Origin of the sequence: Pseudoduganella albidiflava (genome assembly GCF_004322755.1) — a bacterium.
GTDB lineage: Bacteria > Pseudomonadota > Gammaproteobacteria > Burkholderiales > Burkholderiaceae_D > Rugamonas > Rugamonas albidiflava.
Genome location: NZ_CP036401.1, coordinates 2,553,379 through 2,574,948, shown reverse-complemented (window position 1 = coordinate 2,574,948; position 21,570 = coordinate 2,553,379). Strand labels below are relative to the sequence as shown.

The 21,570-nt window shown below is 69.0% G+C and carries 17 protein-coding genes and 1 pseudogene; 10 read left to right on the top strand and 8 right to left on the bottom strand.

Annotated elements, in window-relative coordinates:
• Positions 1-80: 80 nt before the first annotated feature.
• Positions 81-1,154 carry a type VI secretion system protein TssA gene (gene tssA / locus EYF70_RS10810; protein WP_165497621.1) on the bottom strand — a complete coding sequence of 358 codons (1,074 nt, stop codon included), beginning with the start codon at positions 1,152-1,154 and terminating at the stop codon, positions 81-83.
• Positions 1,155-1,716: 562 nt separating this feature from the next.
• Between tssA and EYF70_RS10805 the strand changes: the two genes are divergently transcribed.
• From EYF70_RS10805 to EYF70_RS10795, 3 genes are all read left to right on the top strand, one after another.
• Entirely contained in the window at positions 1,717-3,948 is a 2,232-nt protein-coding gene (locus tag EYF70_RS10805) for a bifunctional serine/threonine-protein kinase/formylglycine-generating enzyme family protein (RefSeq protein WP_229420809.1), read from the top strand.
• A gap of 157 nt (positions 3,949-4,105) precedes the next feature.
• Positions 4,106-4,744, top strand: a complete 639-nt coding sequence (locus tag EYF70_RS10800; protein ID WP_131145395.1) for a hypothetical protein — start codon at positions 4,106-4,108, stop codon at positions 4,742-4,744.
• A gap of 45 nt (positions 4,745-4,789) precedes the next feature.
• Positions 4,790-5,359 carry a hypothetical protein gene (locus tag EYF70_RS10795; protein ID WP_229420808.1) on the top strand — a complete coding sequence of 190 codons (570 nt, stop codon included), beginning with the start codon at positions 4,790-4,792 and terminating at the stop codon, positions 5,357-5,359.
• Between the two features lie 24 nt (positions 5,360-5,383).
• Here EYF70_RS10795 and EYF70_RS10790 read toward each other — a convergent pair whose 3' ends face one another.
• Positions 5,384-6,292: a LysR family transcriptional regulator gene (locus tag EYF70_RS10790; RefSeq protein ID WP_131145394.1), complete on the bottom strand. Its 909-nt coding sequence runs from the start codon at positions 6,290-6,292 to the stop codon at positions 5,384-5,386.
• Between the two features lie 157 nt (positions 6,293-6,449).
• Here EYF70_RS10790 and EYF70_RS10785 point away from each other — a divergent pair, with 157 nt between their 5' ends.
• Positions 6,450-6,788 carry a hypothetical protein gene (locus EYF70_RS10785; RefSeq protein WP_131145393.1) on the top strand — a complete coding sequence of 113 codons (339 nt, stop codon included), beginning with the start codon at positions 6,450-6,452 and terminating at the stop codon, positions 6,786-6,788.
• Here EYF70_RS10785 and EYF70_RS10780 read toward each other — a convergent pair.
• A complete protein-coding gene (locus tag EYF70_RS10780; protein ID WP_165497620.1) occupies positions 6,767-7,459 on the bottom strand; it encodes a caspase family protein in 693 nt (230 codons plus the stop codon). The genes EYF70_RS10785 and EYF70_RS10780 overlap by 22 nt on opposite strands.
• A gap of 183 nt (positions 7,460-7,642) precedes the next feature.
• Here EYF70_RS10780 and EYF70_RS10775 point away from each other — a divergent pair, with 183 nt between their 5' ends.
• Both EYF70_RS10775 and EYF70_RS10770 read left to right on the top strand, forming a co-directional pair.
• Positions 7,643-9,178, top strand: coding sequence for a class I SAM-dependent methyltransferase (locus EYF70_RS10775; RefSeq protein ID WP_131145391.1), 1,536 nt, complete (start codon positions 7,643-7,645; stop codon positions 9,176-9,178).
• Positions 9,179-9,185: 7 nt separating this feature from the next.
• Positions 9,186-9,980: a helix-turn-helix transcriptional regulator gene (locus tag EYF70_RS10770; protein ID WP_131145390.1), complete on the top strand. Its 795-nt coding sequence runs from the start codon at positions 9,186-9,188 to the stop codon at positions 9,978-9,980.
• Positions 9,981-9,999: 19 nt separating this feature from the next.
• On the opposite strand, the gene EYF70_RS10765 is transcribed toward EYF70_RS10770, so the two are convergent.
• The 4 genes and pseudogenes from EYF70_RS10765 to EYF70_RS10750 form a co-directional block, all read right to left on the bottom strand.
• A complete protein-coding gene (locus EYF70_RS10765; RefSeq protein WP_131145389.1) occupies positions 10,000-10,587 on the bottom strand; it encodes a LysE family translocator in 588 nt (195 codons plus the stop codon).
• Positions 10,588-10,702: 115 nt separating this feature from the next.
• A pseudogene (locus EYF70_RS10760) lies at positions 10,703-10,891 on the bottom strand (aquaporin); the annotation flags it as partial.
• Positions 10,892-10,924: 33 nt separating this feature from the next.
• Entirely contained in the window at positions 10,925-12,619 is a 1,695-nt protein-coding gene (locus tag EYF70_RS10755) for an ATP-binding protein (protein WP_131145388.1), read from the bottom strand.
• Positions 12,606-14,123, bottom strand: coding sequence for an ATPase domain-containing protein (locus EYF70_RS10750; RefSeq protein WP_131145387.1), 1,518 nt, complete (start codon positions 14,121-14,123; stop codon positions 12,606-12,608). The genes EYF70_RS10755 and EYF70_RS10750 overlap by 14 nt, the downstream gene beginning before the upstream one ends.
• 288 nt (positions 14,124-14,411) lie before the next feature.
• Between EYF70_RS10750 and EYF70_RS10745 the strand changes: the two genes are divergently transcribed.
• The 4 genes from EYF70_RS10745 to EYF70_RS10730 all read left to right on the top strand — a co-directional run bounded on the left by EYF70_RS10745 (position 14,412) and on the right by EYF70_RS10730 (position 20,231).
• Positions 14,412-16,361, top strand: coding sequence for a methyl-accepting chemotaxis protein (locus EYF70_RS10745; RefSeq protein ID WP_131145386.1), 1,950 nt, complete (start codon positions 14,412-14,414; stop codon positions 16,359-16,361).
• 111 nt (positions 16,362-16,472) lie between these two features.
• Positions 16,473-17,585 carry a sensor histidine kinase gene (locus tag EYF70_RS10740; protein ID WP_131145385.1) on the top strand — a complete coding sequence of 371 codons (1,113 nt, stop codon included), beginning with the start codon at positions 16,473-16,475 and terminating at the stop codon, positions 17,583-17,585.
• Positions 17,582-19,279: a diguanylate cyclase gene (locus EYF70_RS10735; RefSeq protein ID WP_165497619.1), complete on the top strand. Its 1,698-nt coding sequence runs from the start codon at positions 17,582-17,584 to the stop codon at positions 19,277-19,279. Before EYF70_RS10740 ends, EYF70_RS10735 begins: the two co-directional genes overlap by 4 nt.
• A gap of 142 nt (positions 19,280-19,421) precedes the next feature.
• Positions 19,422-20,231: a class I SAM-dependent methyltransferase gene (locus tag EYF70_RS10730; RefSeq protein WP_218943768.1), complete on the top strand. Its 810-nt coding sequence runs from the start codon at positions 19,422-19,424 to the stop codon at positions 20,229-20,231.
• Here EYF70_RS10730 and EYF70_RS10725 read toward each other — a convergent pair.
• Complete coding sequence (locus EYF70_RS10725; protein ID WP_131145383.1) at positions 20,209-21,513, bottom strand: vanadium-dependent haloperoxidase; 1,305 nt, start codon at positions 21,511-21,513, stop codon at positions 20,209-20,211. The genes EYF70_RS10730 and EYF70_RS10725 overlap by 23 nt on opposite strands.
• Positions 21,514-21,570: the final 57 nt, after the last annotated feature.

Sequence of the window (21,570 nt, the reverse complement as noted above, 5' to 3'; positions counted from 1 at the left end):
TTCTCCCGGATGAACAATCGGACAGCCTGCGGCAGGCCATGGTCCGTTCCTGCGATCGCCGGCGCTGCACGCCCGGCGGCTTACTTGGCATCGCCCTTCTTCAGGCCGGCGATGTCTTCAATACGGTTCAGGCTGTCGGGCGCGAGTTCGCGGATGATGTCGACGAAGCTCTTGTTCAGCATGCGCTGGCCGCGCCGGATGAACAGGGGTGCGGGATTGCCGGGTTCGGTACGCTCGAAGAAGCTGCAAATGCTGTCGAGCTGCCGAATGGCTTCCTCGCGGTTGAGGACTTCGCCATGCCAGCCATGGCCATTCGCCGCCCCGCCCTGGGCGCCATTCGGGGCCGTGCCATTCATGGGCGTACCATTCATGGGCGTACCATCCGCGGACGTGCCTTGCACATGCATTCCCTGGCCGGCCGCCGATGTGCCGATGGCGCTTTCGCACAGCGGCGCGACACCCGCCAGCGTGTCGACCAGCGCAGCCAGGTTGAGCGTCACGTCCGGCTCTTCCTTGCCCTGCACCAGCCGCACGATGGCCCTGGCCAGCCGCAGGCTCGTGACGACGCCTTGCAGGTTGGCGCGGTTCTTGTCCACCGACGCCGCTATCGCGGCGGCGATACCGGCGATGGCGCGCACGGTTTCGCCCTGGGCCGGCGGCTGCTTGCCCGCCGCGACCAGTGCTTCGCGCACGGTCACGCGCACCAGCGGCGCGCCGGGCACCAGCCAGGCGTTGCGCACATCGCGCACCAGCCCGCCGTGATCGGCCAGGGTGGCCAGTACGTTCATGCGCACGTGGGGGTCGTGCTCGCCGTCGATCGCCAGCGGCGGATGGACACCATCCCAGTAACGGTCGAGCAGCCCGTGCACCAGTGCCAGTCCCTCCGCCAGTCCGGCGAGCTGGGCGGTGCGCACCAGCGCCCTCGTCAGCAGCACGGCAACCCGCAGGTCCTTGGTGGACTTGAAGAGTTCCACGGAGCGGTCGCGCACCGCCGACCAGTCGGGCTCTTCCGCGGGAACGACGACATCGCCCAGCCGCTGCTCGCCCTTGCCGGCGGCAAAACGCTCGAGCTCGTCGATCGGCTCGTATTCGAGGTAGGGGCCGCAGGGCGACGGGCCCTCGACCGGGGCCAGCAGGGCGTCCACATCAAGCACAAAGAACTCCTTCGCGTTTGACAGAATGTCCGCAGGGTTGCATCCATGCCGGTCCGGGGCGGGCGCCGCGGACCGGGGCCGTTGCGTTGGCGGCCGTCGATGCTTGCGAAGGGCGGACTCTTCGTGATGTGACTGAGGTGACGCGCGTGCCTGCTTTGCCTGCTTGCTTGCTTGCCTGCTTGCCTGCTTGCTTGCTTGCTTGCCTGCTTGCTTGCTTGCCTGCGTTGCTCGGAAGGCGCTTAACGGTGGCTTTCCGCACGCGAGGGAGTTCGCCTTTGTCGAAACGGCACTTCCCCGTCCTTGCCAATTCTAGAACTGCCCGGCGCACATGTTGATCTTTTTTTTCATCGCCGGCCGGAGTGTGGATTTTTTGCACAAGCGGGCCCGTTTGTCGCTTTCACGGGGGCACGAGTGTATGATCAAACGGACATTGTTCGCGCCCCTGCAAGGCGCGCCGGACGCTGGTTCCAGGCACGGGTTCTCATCCGGCCAGCTTCGTAGCCGGTGTCATTGCCAGTCTCATCGTCAGCCTCATCGTCAGCGTCATATCGTCCGCACCATCATGAGCGAACAGCACAGCAGCGACACCGAACGTACCTCCGTTGCACCGCGCCGCGTGCTGTCGAACGCGCTCCCCGTGGGCACCCGGCTCGGCGAATTCGAAATCACCGGCGTCATCGGCCAGGGCGGATTCGGCATCGTGTACCTGGCACGCGACCACGTGCTCGGGCGCGATGTCGCCCTCAAGGAATACATGCCGGCCGCATTCGCCGGAAGGGACGATACCCACGTCACCATCCTTTCCGAGAACTACGCCGAAACCTTCATGCTGGGCTTGCAGAGCTTCGTCAAGGAAGCGCAGCTGCTGGCCAAGTTCGACCACGCGTCGCTGGTGAAGGTATACCGCTTCTGGGAAGCCAACGGCACCGGCTACATGGCGATGCCGTTCTACGACGCGCCGACCTTGAAGCAGATGCTCAAGGACGACTACCACACGTGGGCCGACGAGGCCTGGCTGAAGAACTTCCTCGGCGACGTGCTCGATGCGCTGCAGGTCCTGCACGCCAAGCAGTGCTACCACCGCGATATCGCGCCGGACAACATCCTGATGCTGGAGCGCCGCAAGCCGGTGCTGCTCGACTTCGGCGCCGCGCGCCGCGTGATCGGCGACATGACGCAGGCGCTGACCGTCATCCTCAAGCCGGGCTTCGCGCCGATCGAACAATACGGCGAGATGACCAATATCAGCCAGGGGCCGTGGACCGACCTGTATGCGCTGGCGGCGGTGGTTTACTACATCATCACCGGCAAGGTGCCGCCCGCCGCGATGTCGCGCCTGGTATCGGATTCGCTGGTGCCGCTGTCCGTCACCGCGCCGGAAGGCTTCAGCGTGCCGTTCCTGCTGGCGCTCGACGCCGCGCTCAGCGTGCGGCCCGAGCAGCGGCCGCAAAGCGTGGCGCAGTTCCGCGCCATGCTGGGACTGCCGCCCGGCAGCGATACGGGAGGCAGTACCACCATCGCCCCGCCGGGAGCCGGCAGTCATGGCGGGCTGGCGGGGCCTCCCGCAACAGGCCGCGCTGCCGCCACGGCGCTGACGGGCGCCGCTCCGGCCAGCCGCCAGCCCGCAGGGCCGCCAGCGACGGAACCCGCCGCGACGGGTCCCGCAACGACCGGCCAGTCCTTGCCGCCCGTGTCGATCCACCCGACCAGCCGCCCCGCCGCGCCCGTGCAAGACCTGGAAGTCACCGTCATCCCCACCCATCCGCACGGCAGCGTGCGGCGCGGCCCGCCCGCCGCGCCGGAGGAACCGCCAGCGCCGCCTGCCACGGTGCCGCCAACCATCATGCCGCCAGCCATGGAGCCGCCCGCCAGCGAGCCGGTCCAGCCGAAGAAGCGCCCGGTCGCCTTTATCGCGGGCGGGGGCCTGGCGTTGCTGGCGCTGGGCGCGGCGTTGCTGTGGCCGCGCGACGAGCAGCTGCCGCCAGCCGTGCAGGCGGCGGCCGTGCCCACGGCGGTGGCGCCGCCGGCTGCCGCCACGCCGGTCGCACTGCCAGTCGCGCCCGTTCCCCCGGCCTGCCCGCTGAAGCTGGCCGATGGCACGCCCGCCTGCCCGGTCATGGTGGCGGTGGCGGGCGGCTCTTACCGGATGGGCGCGATGCCGAACGATCCGAACGCGGCCGCCGAGGAATTCGGCGCCGTCGCCGCCACGCTCGCGCCGTTCGAGATCGCGGCGCGCGAAGTCTCCGTGCAGGACTGGCAGCTGTGCGTGGACGACGGGGCCTGCAAGGCACCCGCCGGCGGGGCGGCGGCCGACGGCAAGCTGCCGGTGACGAACGTGAGCTGGGATGCGGCCCGGCAGTACATCGGCTGGCTGTCGGACAAGACGGGCACCCCCTATCGCCTGCCCACGGAAGCGGAATGGGAACACGCCGCCCGCGGCGGCGCCGCCACCACCTTCCCCTGGGGCGACGTGATCGGCGAAGGCAATGCCCATTGCGGCCAGTGTGCCAGCCCGTTGCCGATCAGCGGGCCGGCCCCGGTGGGCAGCTTCAAGGACAGCCGCGGCCTGCACGACATGGTCGGCAACGTGTACGAGTGGGTGGACAGCTGCTGGCACGGCAGCCACGCCGATGCGCCCAGCAAGCCCGATGCCGGGGAAAGCGCGGCTTGCCAGAAGAAGGTCCAGAAAGGGGGAGCGTTCGACTCTCCGGAAGCGGATGTCCGTCCCATCGCGCGAACATGGGGTAATCGCGCCGATGCCGATCCGCGGGTAGGGTTCCGGCTCGCCCGCTGACGCAATGTTTCGCCCCCTATCGGAAAGGGCCGCCATGAAGCCTGCTCGCCTGCTTGCTCGTTACCTCCCGGGTCCATCTTGCCCGGGTCGATCCCGCGCGGTTCACTCGTGCTTCGTCAAAACACGCTTCGTCGCCAGGCGCGCCGTGCGCTATGCGATGCCGGCCCTGGTAGCCGGCCTGCTGGCTGCCTGCGCCGCTCCGGAAGAAAAGCGCCCGGCCGCGCCCCCTCCCCCGCCGGCGGCAACCACGCCGGCACCGGCACCCGCCCCTCCGCCGGCGCCCGTGATCCCGTCCATGCCGATGCCCGAACCCGTGCCCTCGGCATCCGCGAAGGAGCTGGCGGACGAGGCGAAGCGCCTGACCGGCATGCAGAAGAAATACTTCAGCGTGTTCAAGATCGACGAGGCGGGCAGCGGCCTGAAGGCGCGCGACAACGCGATCGGTGTCTACGACCTGCGCCGCCCGCCGCGCGGCAACCGCCTGCGGCTCGTCGTCACCCAGCCTTCATCGAAGCCGGCCAGGCTGGCCGTGGGGACGTACAACGTGTCGCTCGACACGGTGATCGACTATGTCGAGACGCAGACCTGCAAGTCCGCTTCCTGCGCGGGCAAGACGCAGAATTTCGTGCGCTCGCTGAAGAAGGTCTACCGCATCCAGCTGTCGCCGCGCAACCAGTTCTACGGGGCGCAGGATATCTCTCTGGCCGCGGCGGGAACACCGGGCAATTACCGCAGCACGTTTTCGGACGTGGTGGTGACGGTGCGGCGGATTTCGGTGGCGCCGGTGGCGCCTTGAGGAGGTTTGCAGTTCCGCGTAACGGCAGAGTTTGCCTAGGACCACATGCTCACAAACCTGACCCTCTGGCCAGAATACTGGGAAGCGAAACGCGACTTAAAGCCGAAGGAGATAAACATGCAATGGAATGTCGAGAAATCCGTCGCACATTTGACCGCCAACGCAAAGCCCGCCTACTCTCCGCCAGGGGAATGCGCAGCATACGTGCGGCTTGCGCTTGAAGCTGGCGGCTTACTAATAAAGGTCCCCACCAAGCGATATGGCGATGCCACCGGCGCATCAGCGTGTGACTATGGGAATAGTCTCGAAGCCGTCGGCTTTAAAACTGTTTTTGACAATAACAACCTGATGTGCAGTAAGGTTACCTTCAAGCCGATTGCTGGCGATGTTGCGATATTCGATGCGTTCGAAGGCCATCGTCACGGTCATATACAAATGTTTAACGGCGTGCAATGGATATCGGACTTCTTACAAAAGAACATTTATCCTGATCAGGCGCCGGGACTATACCCGGGCGGTAGCTATCGTAAACCCGAAATCCCGTTCAAGATTTATAGAAACGAGTCGATGCAGATCATAAACTATACTCCGCTCAATAAGTTGCCTTGGCAATAGTCCACTTAGCAAGACGAAAGTAATCTACCCGCTCGGCTGGCTGCAAGCCAATACCGCTTCCCGCAGCCACCGGTGCCCGGGATCGTCCTGCCGCCGCACGTGCCACGCCTGCTGGTATGAAAAGCTGGGCAAGGCGAACGGCGGCTTGAAGCGCCGCAGCGCCTTGTGGGGCTGCATGGCGCCCGTGGTGCGGCTGGCGGCGGTGAGAATCAGGTCGGTGCCGGCGATCAGCTCGACAGCCGCGCTCCAGTGCGGCAGGGCCACGGCGATGTGCCGCTGCAGCCCCAGTGCGCCCAGCGCCTTTTCGATTTCATCGTACGAGTCCGGCCGCAGGGCCAGCTTCACGTGCGGCCGTTCCAGGAACTCTTCCAGGCCGAGACCGCCCTTCGCCGGCAGCGTGGCCTTGTCCGCCAGGCTGATGAATTCTTCCTGGAACAGGTCCTGCACGTGCACCGTTTCCGGCCGGTCGGGGAAAATGCCCAGCGCGATGTCGACTTCGCCGTCCACCAGTTGCGCCAGCATCGCGTCGCGGCTGGCCTGGCTGACGGCCAGGTCGATGCCGGGCGCGTGCCGGCGCACGTAGCGCACCAGCGGCGGCAGGATGATGCGCGCCGAATAGTCCGACAGTGTCAGGCGGAAGCGGCGCCGCGCCGCCGCCGGATCGAACTGCTCTTCCCGCAACAGGCCGTTGAGCGTGCCGAGCGCCTCGCCCAGCGGGTCGACCAGCGCCTGGGCGCGCGGCGTCAGCGCCATGCGGCCGTCGCGGCGCACCAGCAGCGGGTCGTCGAAGTGGGCACGCAGCTGGGCCAGCGCGTGGCTGATGGCGGGCTGGCTCTTGTGCAGGCGCAGCGCGGCGCGGGTCACGTGCCGTTCGGCCAGCAGGGCATGCAGCGTCAGCAGCAGGTTGAGGTCGATGCGCCGCAGTTCATCCATGGTGCTTGCTCATGATGCTTGTTTATCCTGCTTATCTACGATGATTTCCATGGCGATTATCCATGTCGCGAATAGTACACGTGCGCGGGAACGATTTCCATCCATCCCGTCGATGCACGATCATACGCTATCGCAATAGTTAACCACCAGGATTTCCATGTCCCGCAAACGCACGCACTCCACCTCGCTGTTCACCGCATTGTCCAGGGCGTCGGCCAGCCCGCTGCTGACCGCCGTGCTGGCGATCATCCCCGTCGGCGTCGCCCTGCTGGCCGGCGCCGCCATGCCATTCCACGCCCCTGGCCATGCCGCGCCGGTGCAGGACCCTGGCCATCCGCTGTGGGAAACGCTCGCCGTGCCGCTTGCCTGCGGCATCATCATCCTGGCACTGGCGATCCTGGTCCGGGCGACGGCGGCGGCAACGACGACAGCGGCGACAGCGGCGGCAACGGGCCGCGCCAGCGCCCCGGGGATTCAGCGCAGCTCGAACAGGTAGTCGCCGCCCGCCTGGTGGCCGGCGGCGGTCACCGAGCCATATTTCGGCGTCTGCGGGAATTCCTTCCTCACGCCGGCCTGCACGTCGGTGAAAATCGTGCTGCCCGGCGTCCAGCTGGCCACCGAGCGCATCGCCGCCATCAGGTTCCAGGCGAAGATCGAATGGCCATCCTTGCCTTCGTCGGCCACCGGTTCGTCGCCGCCGGAAGACAGCACGACGACGGAGCGTTTCGCCAGCACGCCTTCCACCGTCACGTCGCGCCCCACGGCCGCCATGCCGTCGCGCGCGAATGCGCCGGAATAACAGCTGTCCGAGACCAGCGCCATCTGGTTCGCGCGGATGCCCGACAGCAGGCCGGCCACGTCGCTGTTCGAGATCCACCGCGCCGGGTCGCTGGCCTGCGCATCGGCCGGCAGCCAGTACCCCGCGCCGTTCCTTTCCAGCGAATAGCCGTGGCCGGCGTAGTACACCACCACGCTGTCGCTGCTGCCGATCTCCGTCGACAGCTCGTTCAGCGTGCGGATGATGTCGGCCTTGACGGGGTTGCGCATCACGCGCACTTCATAGCCCAGCTTGCTTGCCAGCAGCCGGGCGACCGCATCCGCGTCCGGCACGGCGTTTTCCAGGCGGGGGATGGTCTTGTCCTGGTAATCGTTGATGCCGAACAGCACCGCGATCTTCCGTTCGCAGCATCGGGTCGATCGGTAGCGTGTTGAAACCGCGCACCGGGATCCCCCACCTGATTCAGTATAGGGCTGGAACGCCATGGCTGCCGGTCATCTTGCGGTCGTGGTCCTGCCACAACACGCGGCAATGCCTTACACTTGGCGATCCACCAATGCGAGGAAATGGCAATGACCGACTGGTCCTCGGGCTACGTGTCCGACATCGGCTACACCTATGGGGTGTATTCGGAATTGAATCCGCTGCGCGTACGTCTCGCGTTCCTGAACGCCGGGCTGGTGTTCCCCGAACACGGCCACGCGTGCGAACTGGGCTTCGGCCAGGGCGTCAGCGTCAACGTGCACGCGGCGGCGTCGGGCACCGCGTGGCACGGCACCGACTTCAACCCCGCGCAGGCCGGTTTCGCCCGCGAGCTGGCGGCCGTATCCGGTGCCGGCGCCTGCCTGACCGACGAGTCGTTCGCGCAATTCTGCGCGCGCGCCGACCTGCCCGATTTCGATTTCATCGGCCTGCACGGCGTGTGGAGCTGGGTATCGGACGAGAACCGGCGCGTGCTGGTCGATTTCCTGGCCCGCAAGCTGAAGGTGGGCGGCGTGCTGTACATCAGCTACAACACGCAGCCGGGATGGGCGGCGATGTGCCCGGTGCGCGAACTGATGACGCGCCACTACGCCACGATGACGGTGCCGGCCGCCGGTACCGGGCAGCGCATCGGCCAGTCGCTCGACTTCGCCACGGCGCTGCTGGCCACCAACCCCGGCTTCGCGCGGGCCAACCCTAACCTGGCGGGAAAGGTGGACATGCTGCGGTCGGCCGACCGGGCCTACCTGGCGCACGAATATTTCAACCGCGACTGGCAGCCGATGTCATTCCCCGCGCTGGCCGAGTGGCTGGCGCCGGCCAAGCTGGAATTTGCCTGCCCGGCCGTCTACATCGAGCATCTCGACAGCGCCATCGTCACCCCCGAGCAGTCGCGCTTCCTGCAGGGCGTGGGCGACCCCGCCTTGCGGCAGCTGGCGTTCGACTTCATGATCAACCAGCAGTTCCGGCGCGACTACTGGGTGCGCGGGGCGCGCCGGCTGGCGCCGCTGGAGCGCGTCAGGCTGCTGCGGCAACAGCGGGTGGTGCTGGCGATGGCGCCGGAAGACGTGGTGTACACCATCCAGGCGGGCCAGATCGAAGTCAGCCTGAACGAGGCGATGCACCGCCCCGTGATCGAAGCGCTGGCCGACCACCGGCCGCGCACCATCGGCGAACTGGAGAGCGCCTGCGCGGCGGCCGGGCTGACGGCGCTGCAGACCCGGCAGGCGGTGTTCCAAATGGCCGGCACGCAGCAGGTCCAGCCCGCGCAGGACGAGGCGGCCGTCGAACGGGCCCTGCCCGCCTGCCGCCGGCTGAACGAACGCCTGCTGGCCGTGGCCGAACATGGCGGCGAGATCAACTACCTGGCGTCGCCCGTCACCGGCGGCGGCATCCCGGTACCGCGGCTGCACCAACTGTTCCTGCTCGGCCTGTCGCGCGGCCATGCCCAGCCGGGCGAACTGGTCGCGTTCGCGATGGCGCTGAACGGCGGGCAGGACTTGCGCAAGGCGCACGGCGAAGCGGCCGCCACCACGGACCAGCAGGCCGCGCTGCTCGAACGCGCCGTGGGGGCCTTCCTGCGGCGTCGCCTGGCTGTGCTGCGTGCGCTGGCGGTGGTACCCTGACAGCATCATGAGCACACCCACCTTCTGGCGCGACGACGCCCTGCCCTTCCTGGAAGCGCGCGCCATCGCCGATGGCCGCGGCATCTGTTATGCCAAGCACTCGCACGACACGTTTTCGATCGGCTCGATCACGGGCGGCGAAAGCCTCTACCTGAACGGCCGCGTGCGCGAGCATGTCGGCGCCGGCACCGTCGTGCTGATGAACCCCGGCGACGTCCACGCCTGCAATCCGCTGGGCGAGCAACCGTGGTCGTACCGCATGTTCCACGTCGACAGCCGCTGGCTGGGCGAGGTCCAGGGCGGGAGTGCGGGGTTCCAGCCTTATGTCGCCGTGGCGAGCCGTGCCCCCGGCCTGTTCGCGCGGCTCGAGGCGCTGTATGCGACTTGCTCGGACCCGGCCGCGGAAACACTGGAAAAGCAGGGCGCGGCGCTGGACTTCTTCACGTTCATGCACGGCGTGCTGCAGCCGGCGCCCGCCGCCGCGGACCCGCACCACCAGGTGCGCCGCGCCGCCGAGTACCTGCGCGAGCACCGCACCGGCATGCCCACGCTGGACGACCTGTGCGCCGCCACGGGGCTGTCGCCGTCCTACCTGATCCGCGCCTTCAAGGCCCGCTATGGCATGACGCCGCATGCGTACCTGGTCGATTGCCGCATCCAGTACTGCCGCGAACAGCTGCGGCGCGGCCAGCCGATCGCCGACGTGGCGCTGGCGGCCGGCTTCGCCGACCAGGCGCACCTGCAGCGCACCTTCAAGCGCCACGTGGCCGCCACGCCGGGCCAGTACCGCACCGTGCGTTAGGGACAGGCCCAACGGGCCGTCAGTTCGCCAGCAGCCACGCGGCGCTGGCGGCCAGCAGCGCGGCCATCGAGCGGTTGAACAGGCGCACGCGCGCCGCATTCGCCAGCCAGCCGCGCAGCGCCGTGCCGGCCCATGCCCAGCAGAAGATCGACAGCCAGCACACCACGAAGTAGATGGCGGCGAACTGCCACACCAGCGGGCCGTCGCCATCGACGGCGTAGGCGCCCATGCCGGACACGGCGGCCAGCCAGGCCTTCGGGTTCAGCCACTGCATGGCCGCGCCGGTGAGCAGCGACGGGCCGCGCGCGGTGGCGTGGAACGACAGTTCGCCATTGTCGGCCGCCAGCTGCCAGGCCAGCCAGAACAGGAAGGCGATGCCGGCCCAGCGGATCGCGACCATCAGTTGCGGCCACCGTTCCAGCATCTCGTACAGGCCCAGGCCCACCAGCAGCAGCAGCACGGTGAAGCCGATGGTGGCGCCGCTCACGTGGCGCATGCTGGCCAGCAGCCCGTGCCGGGCGCCGGCGCCGAGGGCCACGATGTTGACGGGCCCGGGGGTGATCGAGGAGGCCAGCGCGAAGGCGGCCATCGACAGGTAAAGAGTCATGCGAAGCGCTCCCTGGAGTAAAGGTAGCGCCACGATACAGGCCGATGGCGGCCCTGTATTGAAGGAAATTGCCCTGGCCGCGGGCTTGCCCTGTCAGCCCGGTACCGCCGGTTCGGCCGCCCACGAACAGTGCCGGGCCCGTGCTGCGCGCCGGATTGACCGATGTGTTCGTGATCGGGATGCTGATCAGGTGCACCGGCGCGAGCGCCAGTCCGATGGCGATACCGGCGAAACCGACGGGTGCGCGGGCGTGCGTCGAGCCCAGCACCACCAGCACGAACACGAAGCTCATGACGAGCTCGGTCAGCAAAAAGGATCGCCGGCCGCGGCCAGCCGGTCAGGTTGCCGGCGCTGCGCGCAGCACCTTGCGCACGGCGGCGCCCAGCTCGGCGATCAGGAAGGGCTTGCGCAGGATTTCCACGTCGCCGACCGCATGCCGGATCGCATCCATGTCGGCGTAGCCAGTGACCACCACGATCGGCAGGCCGGCAAAGCGCTCCCTGGCCTTGCGCGCCAGTTCCGCGCCGGTGATGCCCGGCATCAGGTAGTCGGTCACCAGCACGCCGGGCCGGCGGCCGGCCAGTGCGTCGAGCCCGGCGGCGCCGTCGGCCACCTGCGCCACCTGGCAGCCCAGCGTCGCCAGCGCATCGGCCATGCAGGTGCGCACGAAATCGTCGTCCTCGACGAGCAGTACCTCCAGCCCGTCGAGCGGCGTACCCTGTTCGGCGGCATCGGTTTCGCCGGTTTCCTGGCCGTCGCTGGCGGGCAGCCACATCTCGACCGTGGTGCCCTGCCCCGGCGTGCTTTCCAGGCGGGCGATGCCGCCCGACTGCCGCGCCATGCCATACACCTGGGAGAGGCCCAGGCCGGTGCCCTTGCCCACCGCCTTGGTGGTGAAGAAGGGTTCGAACACCCTGGCGGCGATGTCGGCACTCATGCCGGGGCCATTATCCGAGACAGCGATGCGCACAAAGGCGCCCGGCTCGCTGTCCGGCAGCAGCCCGGCCGGCGGGCGCGGCAGCGACGCATGCAGCACGATGCGGCCACCGCCGGGCATGGCGTCGCGCGCGTTGATGACCAGGTTCAGCAGCGCCATCTCCATCTGGCTGAGGTCGGCCAGCACGGCGGCCACGCGCGGCGCCACGCCGGTGACGATCTCGAATGCGTCGCCCAGCAGGGGCCGCGCCATCTGCAGCACCGAGTCGAACAGCGCCGCCACGGGCAGCGGCCGCAAATTCAGCGTCTGGTTCCGGGCGAACGCCAGCAGCTGCGCCGTCAGCCTGGCGCCCCGCTCGCACGCCGCCTTGGCCGTTTCCGCGCGGCGCCGCACGGCGGCATCGGTGCTGGTGGCCAGGATCAGTTCCATGCTGCCCTGCACGACATTGAGCAGGTTGTTGAAGTCGTGCGCCACGCCGCCCGTGAGCCGGCCCAGCGAGTCCATCTTCTGGTACTGCAGCATGGCCTGCTGCGCCTTCTCGCGTTCGATCACCTCGGCGGTCAGCCGGTCGTTCGCCTGCGCCAGCGCGCGGGTGCGCTCGGCCACGCGCGATTCCAGCGTGGCATTGAGCACGGCCAGTTCCTGCGATACCTGCTCGCGGTCCGCCAGCACGGCGCGCGCCTGGTACTGCCGGTGCCGCGCGCGCAGCGCCGCGCCGGTGGCGCTGCCCAGCGTTGCCGCGCTCAGCGGGCGCTCCAGCAGGATCACGTTGCCCAGGGAAGCGAACATGGCGGTCGACGGCGGCCCGGCCGGCTCGATCCGCCGGCCCAGCAGGACGATGAAGGGAAAGTCCGACCACGGCTCCTGGGCCGCCAGCCAGGCATGCAGCGGCGCCAGGTCGGCGCCGTGCAGCGCCTCGTCGGTCACGATCGCCGTCGCCGCGCCGGCCACGATGCCGGCGGCCAGCGCGGGGAAATCGGCCACGATGTCGCAGCGTGCGCCGTGGCGCGCGACGACGCCGGCCGTCACCTCGGCATCGCGGCCGCGCGGCGCCAGCACCAGGACCCGCTGTTCCGCGGCGTCAGGCCGGTGCATCGGGATTGGTGGCCATCATCTGCGTGCCGCCACGGTAGCTCGGCAGGCCCGTCAGCACGCCCTCGAAGCCGGCCAGCGGCGCGCCGATGCCGATGCCCCGGCCGTGCAGCTGCAGTTCGTGGATCGTCAGCGCATGGTTGGTGGTGCGGTTCTTCACCACGGTGATGGCGCGGCGCAGCTTGCCGGCCGCCTCGAAGAAGCGCAGCAGCACGGTCGTGTCGCTGAGGTAGCTCAGGTCGACATCGCGCTGCATCTGGCCTACCAGGCCGTGTTCGCCCAGCACCAGCATGGTCGTCACGCCCTTCTGGTTCAGGTAGCCCAGCAGCTCGTGCATCTGCAGCGTCAGGTACTGTTCGCCCGGCATCGCCTGCAGGTAGGCATTCAGGCTGTCGATGGCGAGGAAAGTCACGCCGCCGGTCTCGACGGCATCGCGCAGCATCTGCGCGAACTCGCCCGGCGACAGCTCGGCCGAATCGATGTGGCGCACGTTGACGTGGCCGGAGGCGAGATACGGGCGCAGGTCCATGCCCAGCGCCATGTTGCGCGCCATGAACGTGCCCAGGCCTTCGTCGAACAGGTAGAACGCGGCCTTCTCGCCGCGCTCCAGCGCCGCCAGCATGCAGCGCACCGTGACCGTGCTCTTGCCGACGCCCGAGGGGCCGACGATCAGCGTATTGGTGCCGGCGATCAGCCCGCCGCCCAGCAGCGCATCCAGTTCGCCGCTGCCGGTGGTGTGCGCCGCCGGTTCGAACGTGCTGGCATGCTCGGCGGCCACCAGCCGCGGGAACATGCGGATGCCGCCCGTTTCCAGCACGTAGTCGTGGTAGCCGCCACGGTAGGCGATGCCGCGCATCTTGATGATATTGACCCGGCGCCGCTCCTTGCCGAATTCCTGGGCGATCTGTTCCAGGCTGATGACGCCGTGCGAGATGCTGTGCAGGTGCTGGTCCGACTGGCTGCTCTTGTCATCCAGCAACAGCACCGTGCAGGCCCGCGCCGTGAAGAACTGTTTCAGGGCTAGGATCTGCCGGCGGTAGCGCAGCGGGTTCTGCGCCAGCAGGCGGAATTCGGACAGGCTGTCGAACACCACCCGCGCCGGCTGCACCCGGTCCACCCGCTCCAGCACGCCGCGCGTGGTTTCGCCCAGTTCCACCTCGGCGGGGTGCAGGATCGACTGCTGCGCGTCCGGATCGAGCACGGTTTCATCGGCCAGCTCGAAGACGTCGATGCCATCCAGCGTCCAGCCATGGCTTTCCGCCACCGCGTCGAGCTCGTCGGCCGTCTCGGACAGCGTGATGTACAGGCCCCGCTCGCCCCTGGCACGGCCGTCGAGCAGAAATTGCAGGCCGAGCGTGGTCTTGCCGGAACCGGGCGACCCTTCGACCAGATACACGCGCTCGGCGGTCAGGCCGCCGCACAGGATATCGTCCAGCCCCGAGATACCGGTGGAGAGGCGATGCGTCGGCTTCCGGGTGGCGCGGCGCGTTGTAGCAGTGGAATCCATGCTTGTGATCCAGAAAAGGTGTAACGGTTGTGAATTGATTATAGATCAACGTCAATAACAGGCACGGACGGCAGCCCGCACGGCCACCCGGTTCGCCCCGGCTGCACAGTTGACAAGACGTTGGCGCCAGGGTAATGCCCCGGCCACGATCTGTTGTCACGGCGACGCAGTCGCTGGCGAAATGCATGGCACGCCTGCCCACCGGCATCGTGCGCGCGGCGAACGACGCTAACATTGCCGCCTGGATATACAGTACTCGGTACGTTTCCCGCTTTCGGAGAACTCAGCATGAAACTGGCAACACTCACCCCGGCGCGCGGCGCACTGTCGCTGAATGCGCGCATCAGCCTGGCGGCATCGGCCCTCGTCATCGTCAGCCTCGCCATCACCGCCACGGTGACCGGCATCCGCGGCCACGACGCGGCGCAGGATGCGGCCATGCTCCTGGCACGCACCACCGCGGCCGAAGCCGCCGACGCGCTGCAGGGCCGCCTGGGCGGCAACCTGGCCGCCGTGGCCACGCTGGCGGGCGGGCTGGGCAATACGCTGGCCGCCAGCACGGCGCTGAACCGCGACCAGGTGGACAACCTGACCAAGGCGGTCCTGCTGGGCACCGAGGACCTGGTCGGCGCGTCCGCCACGATGGAGCCGAATGCGCTGGACGGCAGGGATGCCGAGTTCGCGGGCCAGGCCCCGCGTTTCGACGCCTCCGGCCGCCACATGCCGTATTTTTCCCGCAAGGCGGACGGCGGTGTCAATGTGGAGCCGATCGTGTTCGTCACCACGCCGGGCGGGAACGACTGGTACGACGTGCCGAAGAAGACCGGCAAGCGCTATTTCTCGGAACCGTACGTTTACCCGATCAACGGCAAGGACGTGCTGATCGCGTCGCTGGTGACGCCGATCATGGTCCAGGGCCAGTTCCGCGGCGCGGTCACCGGCGACTTCATGCTGACCAGGCTGTCGGGCATCCTGGCCGGCATGGAAACCCTCGAGGGCGCCGAGCTGGCGCTGGTGTCGAATGGCGGCCTGTATGCCAGCCACCCGGTGGCGGCCCGCAACGGCAAGAAAGCGGACGACCTGCCGGCTGCCGCGCTGGAAGCCGTCCGTACCGGCAAGCCATACCAGTACAGCGATGGCGGCATCGTGCACTTGCTGCAGCCGGTCCGTCTGCACGACGATATCGCGCCGTGGTCGGTGCGCCTGTCGTTCCCGGAAAGCGTCGCCACGGCGTCGGCACGCGAACAGCTGACGTACACGCTGGCGGCCTCGGCACTGTGCGCCCTGATCGCCGCGATCGCCATGGTATCGGTGCTGCGCCGCCTGACCCGGCCGCTGCGCGAACTGGCCGGCACGATGACGCAGCTGGCCGGCGGCAATGCCGACCTGTCGGCCCGGCTGGCCGTGAAAGGCAGCGACGAACTGGCCGTGATCGCCACCGGCTTCAATGGGTTCGCCGCCAAGATCGAGCGCGTGCTGGCCCGGGTGCGCGACAGTTCCGGCAGCGTGGCCCAGGCCAGCGCCGAGATCAGCCAGGGCAACCTGGACCTGTCGGCCCGCACCGAGCAGCAGGCCAGCGCGCTGGAGGAAACGGCCGCGTCCATGGAACAGCTGACCGGCAGCGTGCGCCAGAATTCCGACAACGCGGCGCAGGCGCGCCAACTGGCGGCCAACGCCTCGGAGGTGGCGCTGCGCGGCGGCGCGGTGGTGGCCCAGGTGGTCGATACCATGGCGGCGATCGATGCCTCGTCCAGCAAGGTGGTGGACATCATCGCCGTGATCGACGGCATCGCCTTCCAGACCAATATCCTGGCCCTCAACGCGGCCGTGGAAGCGGCGCGCGCCGGCGAACAGGGCCGCGGCTTCGCGGTCGTGGCCAGCGAAGTGCGCACGCTGGCGCAGCGCTCGGCCAGCGCGGCCAGGGAGATCAAGGCCCTGATCGGCGATTCGGCAGCCCAGGTGCAGCGCGGCAGCGCGCTGGTCAAGGATGCCGGCGCCACCATGGACGGCGTGGTCGCCAGCGTGCGCCAGGTGGCCGACATCATTGCCGAGATCGCGGCGGCGGGCGCGGAACAGAGCGGCGGCATCGGCCAGGTCAACCAGGCCATCGTGCAGATGGATGGCGTGACCCAGCAGAACGCCGCCCTGGTCGAGGAAGCGGCGGCCGCGGCCGAGAGCCTGAAGCTGCAGGCCGACACGCTGGTGGCGCTGGTGGGCGAGTTCCGCATCGGCGCCTGAGTACGCTCTTTCCCCAGGTACGCTCTTTCCCCACAGAATCGGACCAGCCCTCGGGCGGCGCGGCGGCATAATGGCGGCATCGCCATTTCCACGGGGGCTTTGCCATCCGCCATGCCTGACCAGCCCACGGAACCGCGGCAGTGCCTGCCGGCGCTGCGCGACACCGTCCTCGCCGATTGGATCGACGCCGTGCGCACCCATGTGCCTCGCGCGGCCGAGCTGCCGGCGCCGCTGCTTATCGATACGCTGCCGGCGTTCTATGACGAGCTGTGCGCCGCGGCGGCCGGCAAACGCACCGACTACCGGCTTTCCACGCTGGCCTCGGAGCATGGCGGCGAACGCGCCCGCCTGACTCACTACGACGCCGAAACGGTGGCCCACGAATTCCAGCTGTTCCGCGCCAGCACGTTCGCCGCGTGGCACCGGGCCGGCATCGCCCTGCCGCCGGACGTGGCCGCCACCATCAACGGCATGATCGACGAGGCGATCCGCGAGTCGATCACCGGCTTCGTGCTGGCCGAGGCGGCGGCACGCGAACAGTTCTTTTCCGCGCTGGCCCATGATATCCGCACCCCGCTGTCGACGGCGGCCATGGCGGTCGAGCACATTTCCCGCATCGATGATATCGCCGCCGCGCGCCGGCTGGCCGAGCTGGCGGCGAAACAGCATGCGCGCATCGGCACCATGCTGGCCGACATGCTCGATGTCACCCTGCTCAGTTCGACACAGGGCGAGACGCTGGACATGCAGGCACTCGACCTGGGCGCCCTGCTGCACGACGTGATCGCTTGCTCGGCCATGGCTTGCGGACGCCGCATCGACGTGTCCGCCGAGCCGGCGCACGGCTACTGGCACCGTGAATCGCTGCGGCGGGCGATCGAGAATCTGCTGGGCAACGCCGTCAAGTACAGTACCCCCGGCACCACCATCACCGCCGCGCTGCATTGCTACGGCGGCCGCGTGGCGCTGTCGATCACCAATGCCGGGCCGCCGATCCCCCCGGAGCGGGTGGAAGCGCTGTTCCAGCTGTTCCGTCGCGGCGCGGCGCAGGAAGAACGGGGCTGGGGCATCGGCCTGCCGTTCGTGCGCAGCGTGGCCGAGCGGCACTGCGGCAGCATCACGGTGGAATGCCGCGACGGCCAGACCACCTTTACCCTCGACTTCCCGGTGGATCCGCGGCCATTCCTGCCGGCCCGCGGCGGAGTGGCGCGGCGCCATCCATGATCGTCGAGACCCGCCTCAGGATCGCCACCGCCTGCATCATCGCGGTAATGGCGGCGATCGGCCTGGTACCCCACTTCGTCAACGCCAGCGTGGAGCAGGCCATGGCGGCGCTGGACGCCACGACGACCCGGGAACGCGAATACGGCGCCCTGCTCAACTACCTGAGCGATGCCGAGGCGGCCCAACGCGGCTACGTGATCACCGGCCGCCAGGAATTCCTCGATCCCTATCATGAGGCGCTGAAGGCCCTGCCGGCATTGCGCAAGGCGCTGGCCGGGCAGGCGGCGCCGGCCAGCGAGCGGCAGGCGCTGGACGAGATCGGCCGCCTGACCGAGGCCAAGCTGGCCTATATGCGCGAGGTGGTGCGGGTGCGCTCGGCGCAGGGCGCGGCGGCGGCCAGCGCGCTGGTCGAGAACGGCCGCGGCAAGCAGTACATGGACCAGCTGCGCGAGCGCATTCTCGCCCAGGAAGCCGCCTATGCCAGCTACCGGGCGGCACTGCGCGACCGGCTGGCCGGGCGATCCCGGCTGGCGGCCAACGTGTCCAGCATCGCCACCCTGGTCGACATCGTGCTGCTGGTGGCGATGGGCCTGGTGGGTGGCAGCGCGCTGCGGCAGCGGCGCAAGGCCGAGCAGCATGCCACCGAGATATCCGGCCAGCTGCGCGTCACGGCGGAACTGGCCGAGCGGCGCAATTTCCAGCTGCAGAGCGGCGGCGAGATGCTGCATGCGCTGGAGCTGGCCGAGACGCTGGACGAAGGCGCCCAGATCGTGGCGCTGTATTTCCGCCAGCTGCTGCCGGGGCTGTCCGGCTCCATGTACCTGTACCGGCATTCCCGCGACATCCTGGAACGCAAGGCCACCTGGGGCACGGCGAACGATCCGGACATCGCCGAGCCGCTGGACTGCTGGGCGCTGCGCAAGGGTGCCCGGCACTTCACGCCGTCCACCGAAGGGGCGCTGGCCTGCCGGCATGCGCTGGCGGCAGGCACCACGGTGCCGCGCGTGTGCCTGCCGCTGGTCACGCAGGGCAACGTGATCGGCTTCATCACCGCCGAAGGCACGGCGCTGGGCAATGAAGACAATGCCGCAGAACGCACCTGGATCATGCAGCTGGGCGAGCAGGTCGCGCTCGCGCTCGCCAACGTGCAGTTGCGCGTGTCGCTGCGGCACCAGTCCGTGATCGATCCGCTGACCCAGCTGTACAACCGCCGCTACCTGGACGAGACGCTCAAGCGCGAACTGGCCCGCGCCACGCGCCGCGGCGCGCCGCTGGCCGTGATCATGCTCGACCTGGACCACTTCAAGCGCGTCAACGACACCTTCGGCCACGAAGCCGGCGACATGCTGCTGCGCAACGTGGGCAGCGTGCTGCTGCAAGCCATACGCGGCAGCGACGTGGCGTGCCGGTATGGCGGCGAGGAACTGGTTCTGCTGTTGCCGGACTGCCCGCTGGACAGTGCCGTCGCGCGGGCCGAGCGGCTGCGCCAGGTCATCCGCGCGCTCAACCTGACCGTCAACAAGAGCGTGCTCACCGCGTCCGCCTCGTTCGGCGTGGCGGCGTATCCCACCCACGGCGATGCCGCCGACGTGCTGCTGCAGGCGGCCGACGCGGCCATGTACGCCGCCAAGCATGGCGGGCGGGACCAGGTCTGCGTGGCCCCCGTCGCCCGGCTGCAGGAAGATGGTGGCTGACATCGTGACGGGTGACATCGGCGCCTGCGGCGCGGCAGCAACCCGGGGCGGCCCCGAAGCCCTTATCATGGTCCCGCCACTCCGCTGCGCCATCCATGCCGCCAACTGGCCGGCCAGCGCCAACCGGTACCCGAGGAACGCCATGATGCCAACCACCGATGCCCGGTTCGCCGGCACGCTGCCGTACCATTACGAGCGCCTGCTGGTGCCCATGCTGTTCGAGCCCTACGCGCTCGACCTGGTCCGGCGCGCCGCCGGGCTGGCGCCGGCGCAGGTGCTGGAGATCGCCGCGGGTACGGGCATCGTGACCCGGCACCTGGCGGCGGCGCTACCGGCGGCGCACATCGTGGCCACCGACCTTAACCCCGACATGCTGGCTGTCGCGCAGTCGGCCGTGGCGGCCCCGCTGGTGACCTGGCGGCAGGCCGACGCCATGGCGCTGCCGTTCGGCGACGGCACCTTCGACCTCGCGCTGTGCCAGTTCGGCGTCATGTTCTTCCCCGACAAGCCGGCCGCCTTCGCGCAGGTGCGCCGCGTGCTGCGCCCGGGGGGCCGGTTTTTATTCAACGTGTGGGACGCGCTGGACACCAACGAACTGGCCAGCGTGCTGCAGGCAGCGATGGACACCTGCTTCCCGGGAGATCCGCCGCGCTTCTTCACGCGCACGCCGCATGGCTACCACGATCGCGCCGCCATCGCGGGCGACCTGGCGCTGGCCGGCTTCGCCCGCCCCTCGATCGACACGGTGGCGCTGCCGGCCAATGCGCCGGGCGCCCGCGCCGTGGCGGAGGGATTTTGCCAGGGAACCCCGCTGCGCGCCGAGATCGAGGCCCGTGGCGGCGACGTCATCGCCGTCACGGCGGCCGCGGCGGATCACCTGGAGCGGCACTTCGGCGCCGGGGAGTTCCGTGCGGGACTGCAGGCGCACGTCATTTCGGCGCTTGCGGCATGAAGGCGTGCTCCATCGTCCAGCGCGCCACCTCCTTGCCCATCGCCGCGCCCGCCGACGTGCCGAAGCGGAAGTGCATGCCGCCCCAGATGCGCGCCATGCGGCTTTCCTCGGACAGCGCGTCGGTGTCGGTATAGGTGCGGCTGGTTTTCGTCACGGCGCTGTCCCACGTGAACGTGACCCGGCTGGTGCCGTAGTAGCGGCGCAGCAGTTCGCCCAGGGTGGCCACCGAGCACGTATGGGCGGCCGGATACTCCGGGTAATTCGGCGTCGGCAGCACCGGCTGCCATGCCGGGTCCGCCGTGGTGGCGGGATTGCCGTCCGTGTCCGCCAGCGTGATGGCGCTTTGCGGGCGCCACATGTCGTAGTGATACTTGGCCTCCAGGCAGGCGCCGATCGCATCGCTGTAGTTGACATAGATGGCCGCCATCAGCCGGGCCGCCTCGACCGGATCGGCCGTGGTGCGCGCGAAGCGCCCGAAGTTGCGGGTGAAGTAAGGCGGCGGGATCTCGGAGTGGAAGCGCGCCGTTTCCAGCTGTTCGGCGGTGCGCCGCGCACTGGTCTTGCCGCCCAGCTCCCTGGCTTCATTGACATCGGCGGCGTACTGCGCGCTGTCCAGCGCGGGCGGCGGCGGCGCCCGGAACTGGCCCATGGCCGTCATCGTAAACGGCCGGATCGATGGCCAGAACCGGTTGACCGGGTCGCTGCCGCGGAACCTGCCTGCCGCATCGCTGGCCGCGTAAGGCGGCAGGACGGTGGCGCGCCCGTCGGCGGCCCGGCGCGCCACGTGCGCCGCGGCGGCCGCGCTGCCCAGCGCCGCGCCGCGCGCCTTGCCGGGGGTATCGGGCAAGCCGGCCATGAATTGCTCGTACGCCTGCTGGTACCCGGCCGCGCGGCCCGGGAACAGCACGCGCAGCACGCCATGCGCGGCACTGGCCGTTGCGGCATCGAGCGATGCCTGCGCATCCACCTGCGCCGGCGCGAACAGGAACGGCCGGTAGCGGCGGTCGATGGCCATGGCCGCGTCGTACATCGCCAGGTGCAGGGTCGCCATGTCGGCCGGGAACGCCGCGTACTTTTCCGCTTCCGTTGCCGCGTTGGCGGCCTTGGCGAGGACCGTGGCGGCGCCGATGTCGTGCCAGTGGGCGACGGCGTTGGCCTTGTCGGGCACCAGTACCACGGGGGCGCCCTGGGGCGGATGCGCGCAGCCGCACAGCGCGGCGGCAAGCACGATGGGCAGCGCCACGGCGGCGCGCAGTCGGACAGGCAGGTGCGGACGGTTCATGGCATTCTCCGGACGCTCGGCCAGGCGGCCGCGACAATTCAGGATACGGCAATCCGG

Coding starts and splice junctions, on each gene's coding strand:
- EYF70_RS10805 (WP_229420809.1), top strand. CDS start 1,717: ATGAGCGAACAGCACAGCAGCGACACCGAACGTACCTCCGTTGCACCG.
- EYF70_RS10800 (WP_131145395.1), top strand. CDS start 4,106: ATGCCGGCCCTGGTAGCCGGCCTGCTGGCTGCCTGCGCCGCTCCGGAA.
- EYF70_RS10795 (WP_229420808.1), top strand. CDS start 4,790: ATGCTCACAAACCTGACCCTCTGGCCAGAATACTGGGAAGCGAAACGC.
- EYF70_RS10790 (WP_131145394.1), bottom strand. CDS start 6,292: ATGGATGAACTGCGGCGCATCGACCTCAACCTGCTGCTGACGCTGCAT.
- EYF70_RS10785 (WP_131145393.1), top strand. CDS start 6,450: ATGTCCCGCAAACGCACGCACTCCACCTCGCTGTTCACCGCATTGTCC.
- EYF70_RS10775 (WP_131145391.1), top strand. CDS start 7,643: ATGACCGACTGGTCCTCGGGCTACGTGTCCGACATCGGCTACACCTAT.
- EYF70_RS10770 (WP_131145390.1), top strand. CDS start 9,186: ATGAGCACACCCACCTTCTGGCGCGACGACGCCCTGCCCTTCCTGGAA.
- EYF70_RS10765 (WP_131145389.1), bottom strand. CDS start 10,587: ATGACTCTTTACCTGTCGATGGCCGCCTTCGCGCTGGCCTCCTCGATC.
- EYF70_RS10755 (WP_131145388.1), bottom strand. CDS start 12,619: ATGCACCGGCCTGACGCCGCGGAACAGCGGGTCCTGGTGCTGGCGCCG.
- EYF70_RS10750 (WP_131145387.1), bottom strand. CDS start 14,123: ATGGATTCCACTGCTACAACGCGCCGCGCCACCCGGAAGCCGACGCAT.
- EYF70_RS10745 (WP_131145386.1), top strand. CDS start 14,412: ATGAAACTGGCAACACTCACCCCGGCGCGCGGCGCACTGTCGCTGAAT.
- EYF70_RS10740 (WP_131145385.1), top strand. CDS start 16,473: ATGCCTGACCAGCCCACGGAACCGCGGCAGTGCCTGCCGGCGCTGCGC.
- EYF70_RS10735 (WP_165497619.1), top strand. CDS start 17,582: ATGATCGTCGAGACCCGCCTCAGGATCGCCACCGCCTGCATCATCGCG.
- EYF70_RS10730 (WP_218943768.1), top strand. CDS start 19,422: ATGATGCCAACCACCGATGCCCGGTTCGCCGGCACGCTGCCGTACCAT.
- EYF70_RS10725 (WP_131145383.1), bottom strand. CDS start 21,513: ATGAACCGTCCGCACCTGCCTGTCCGACTGCGCGCCGCCGTGGCGCTG.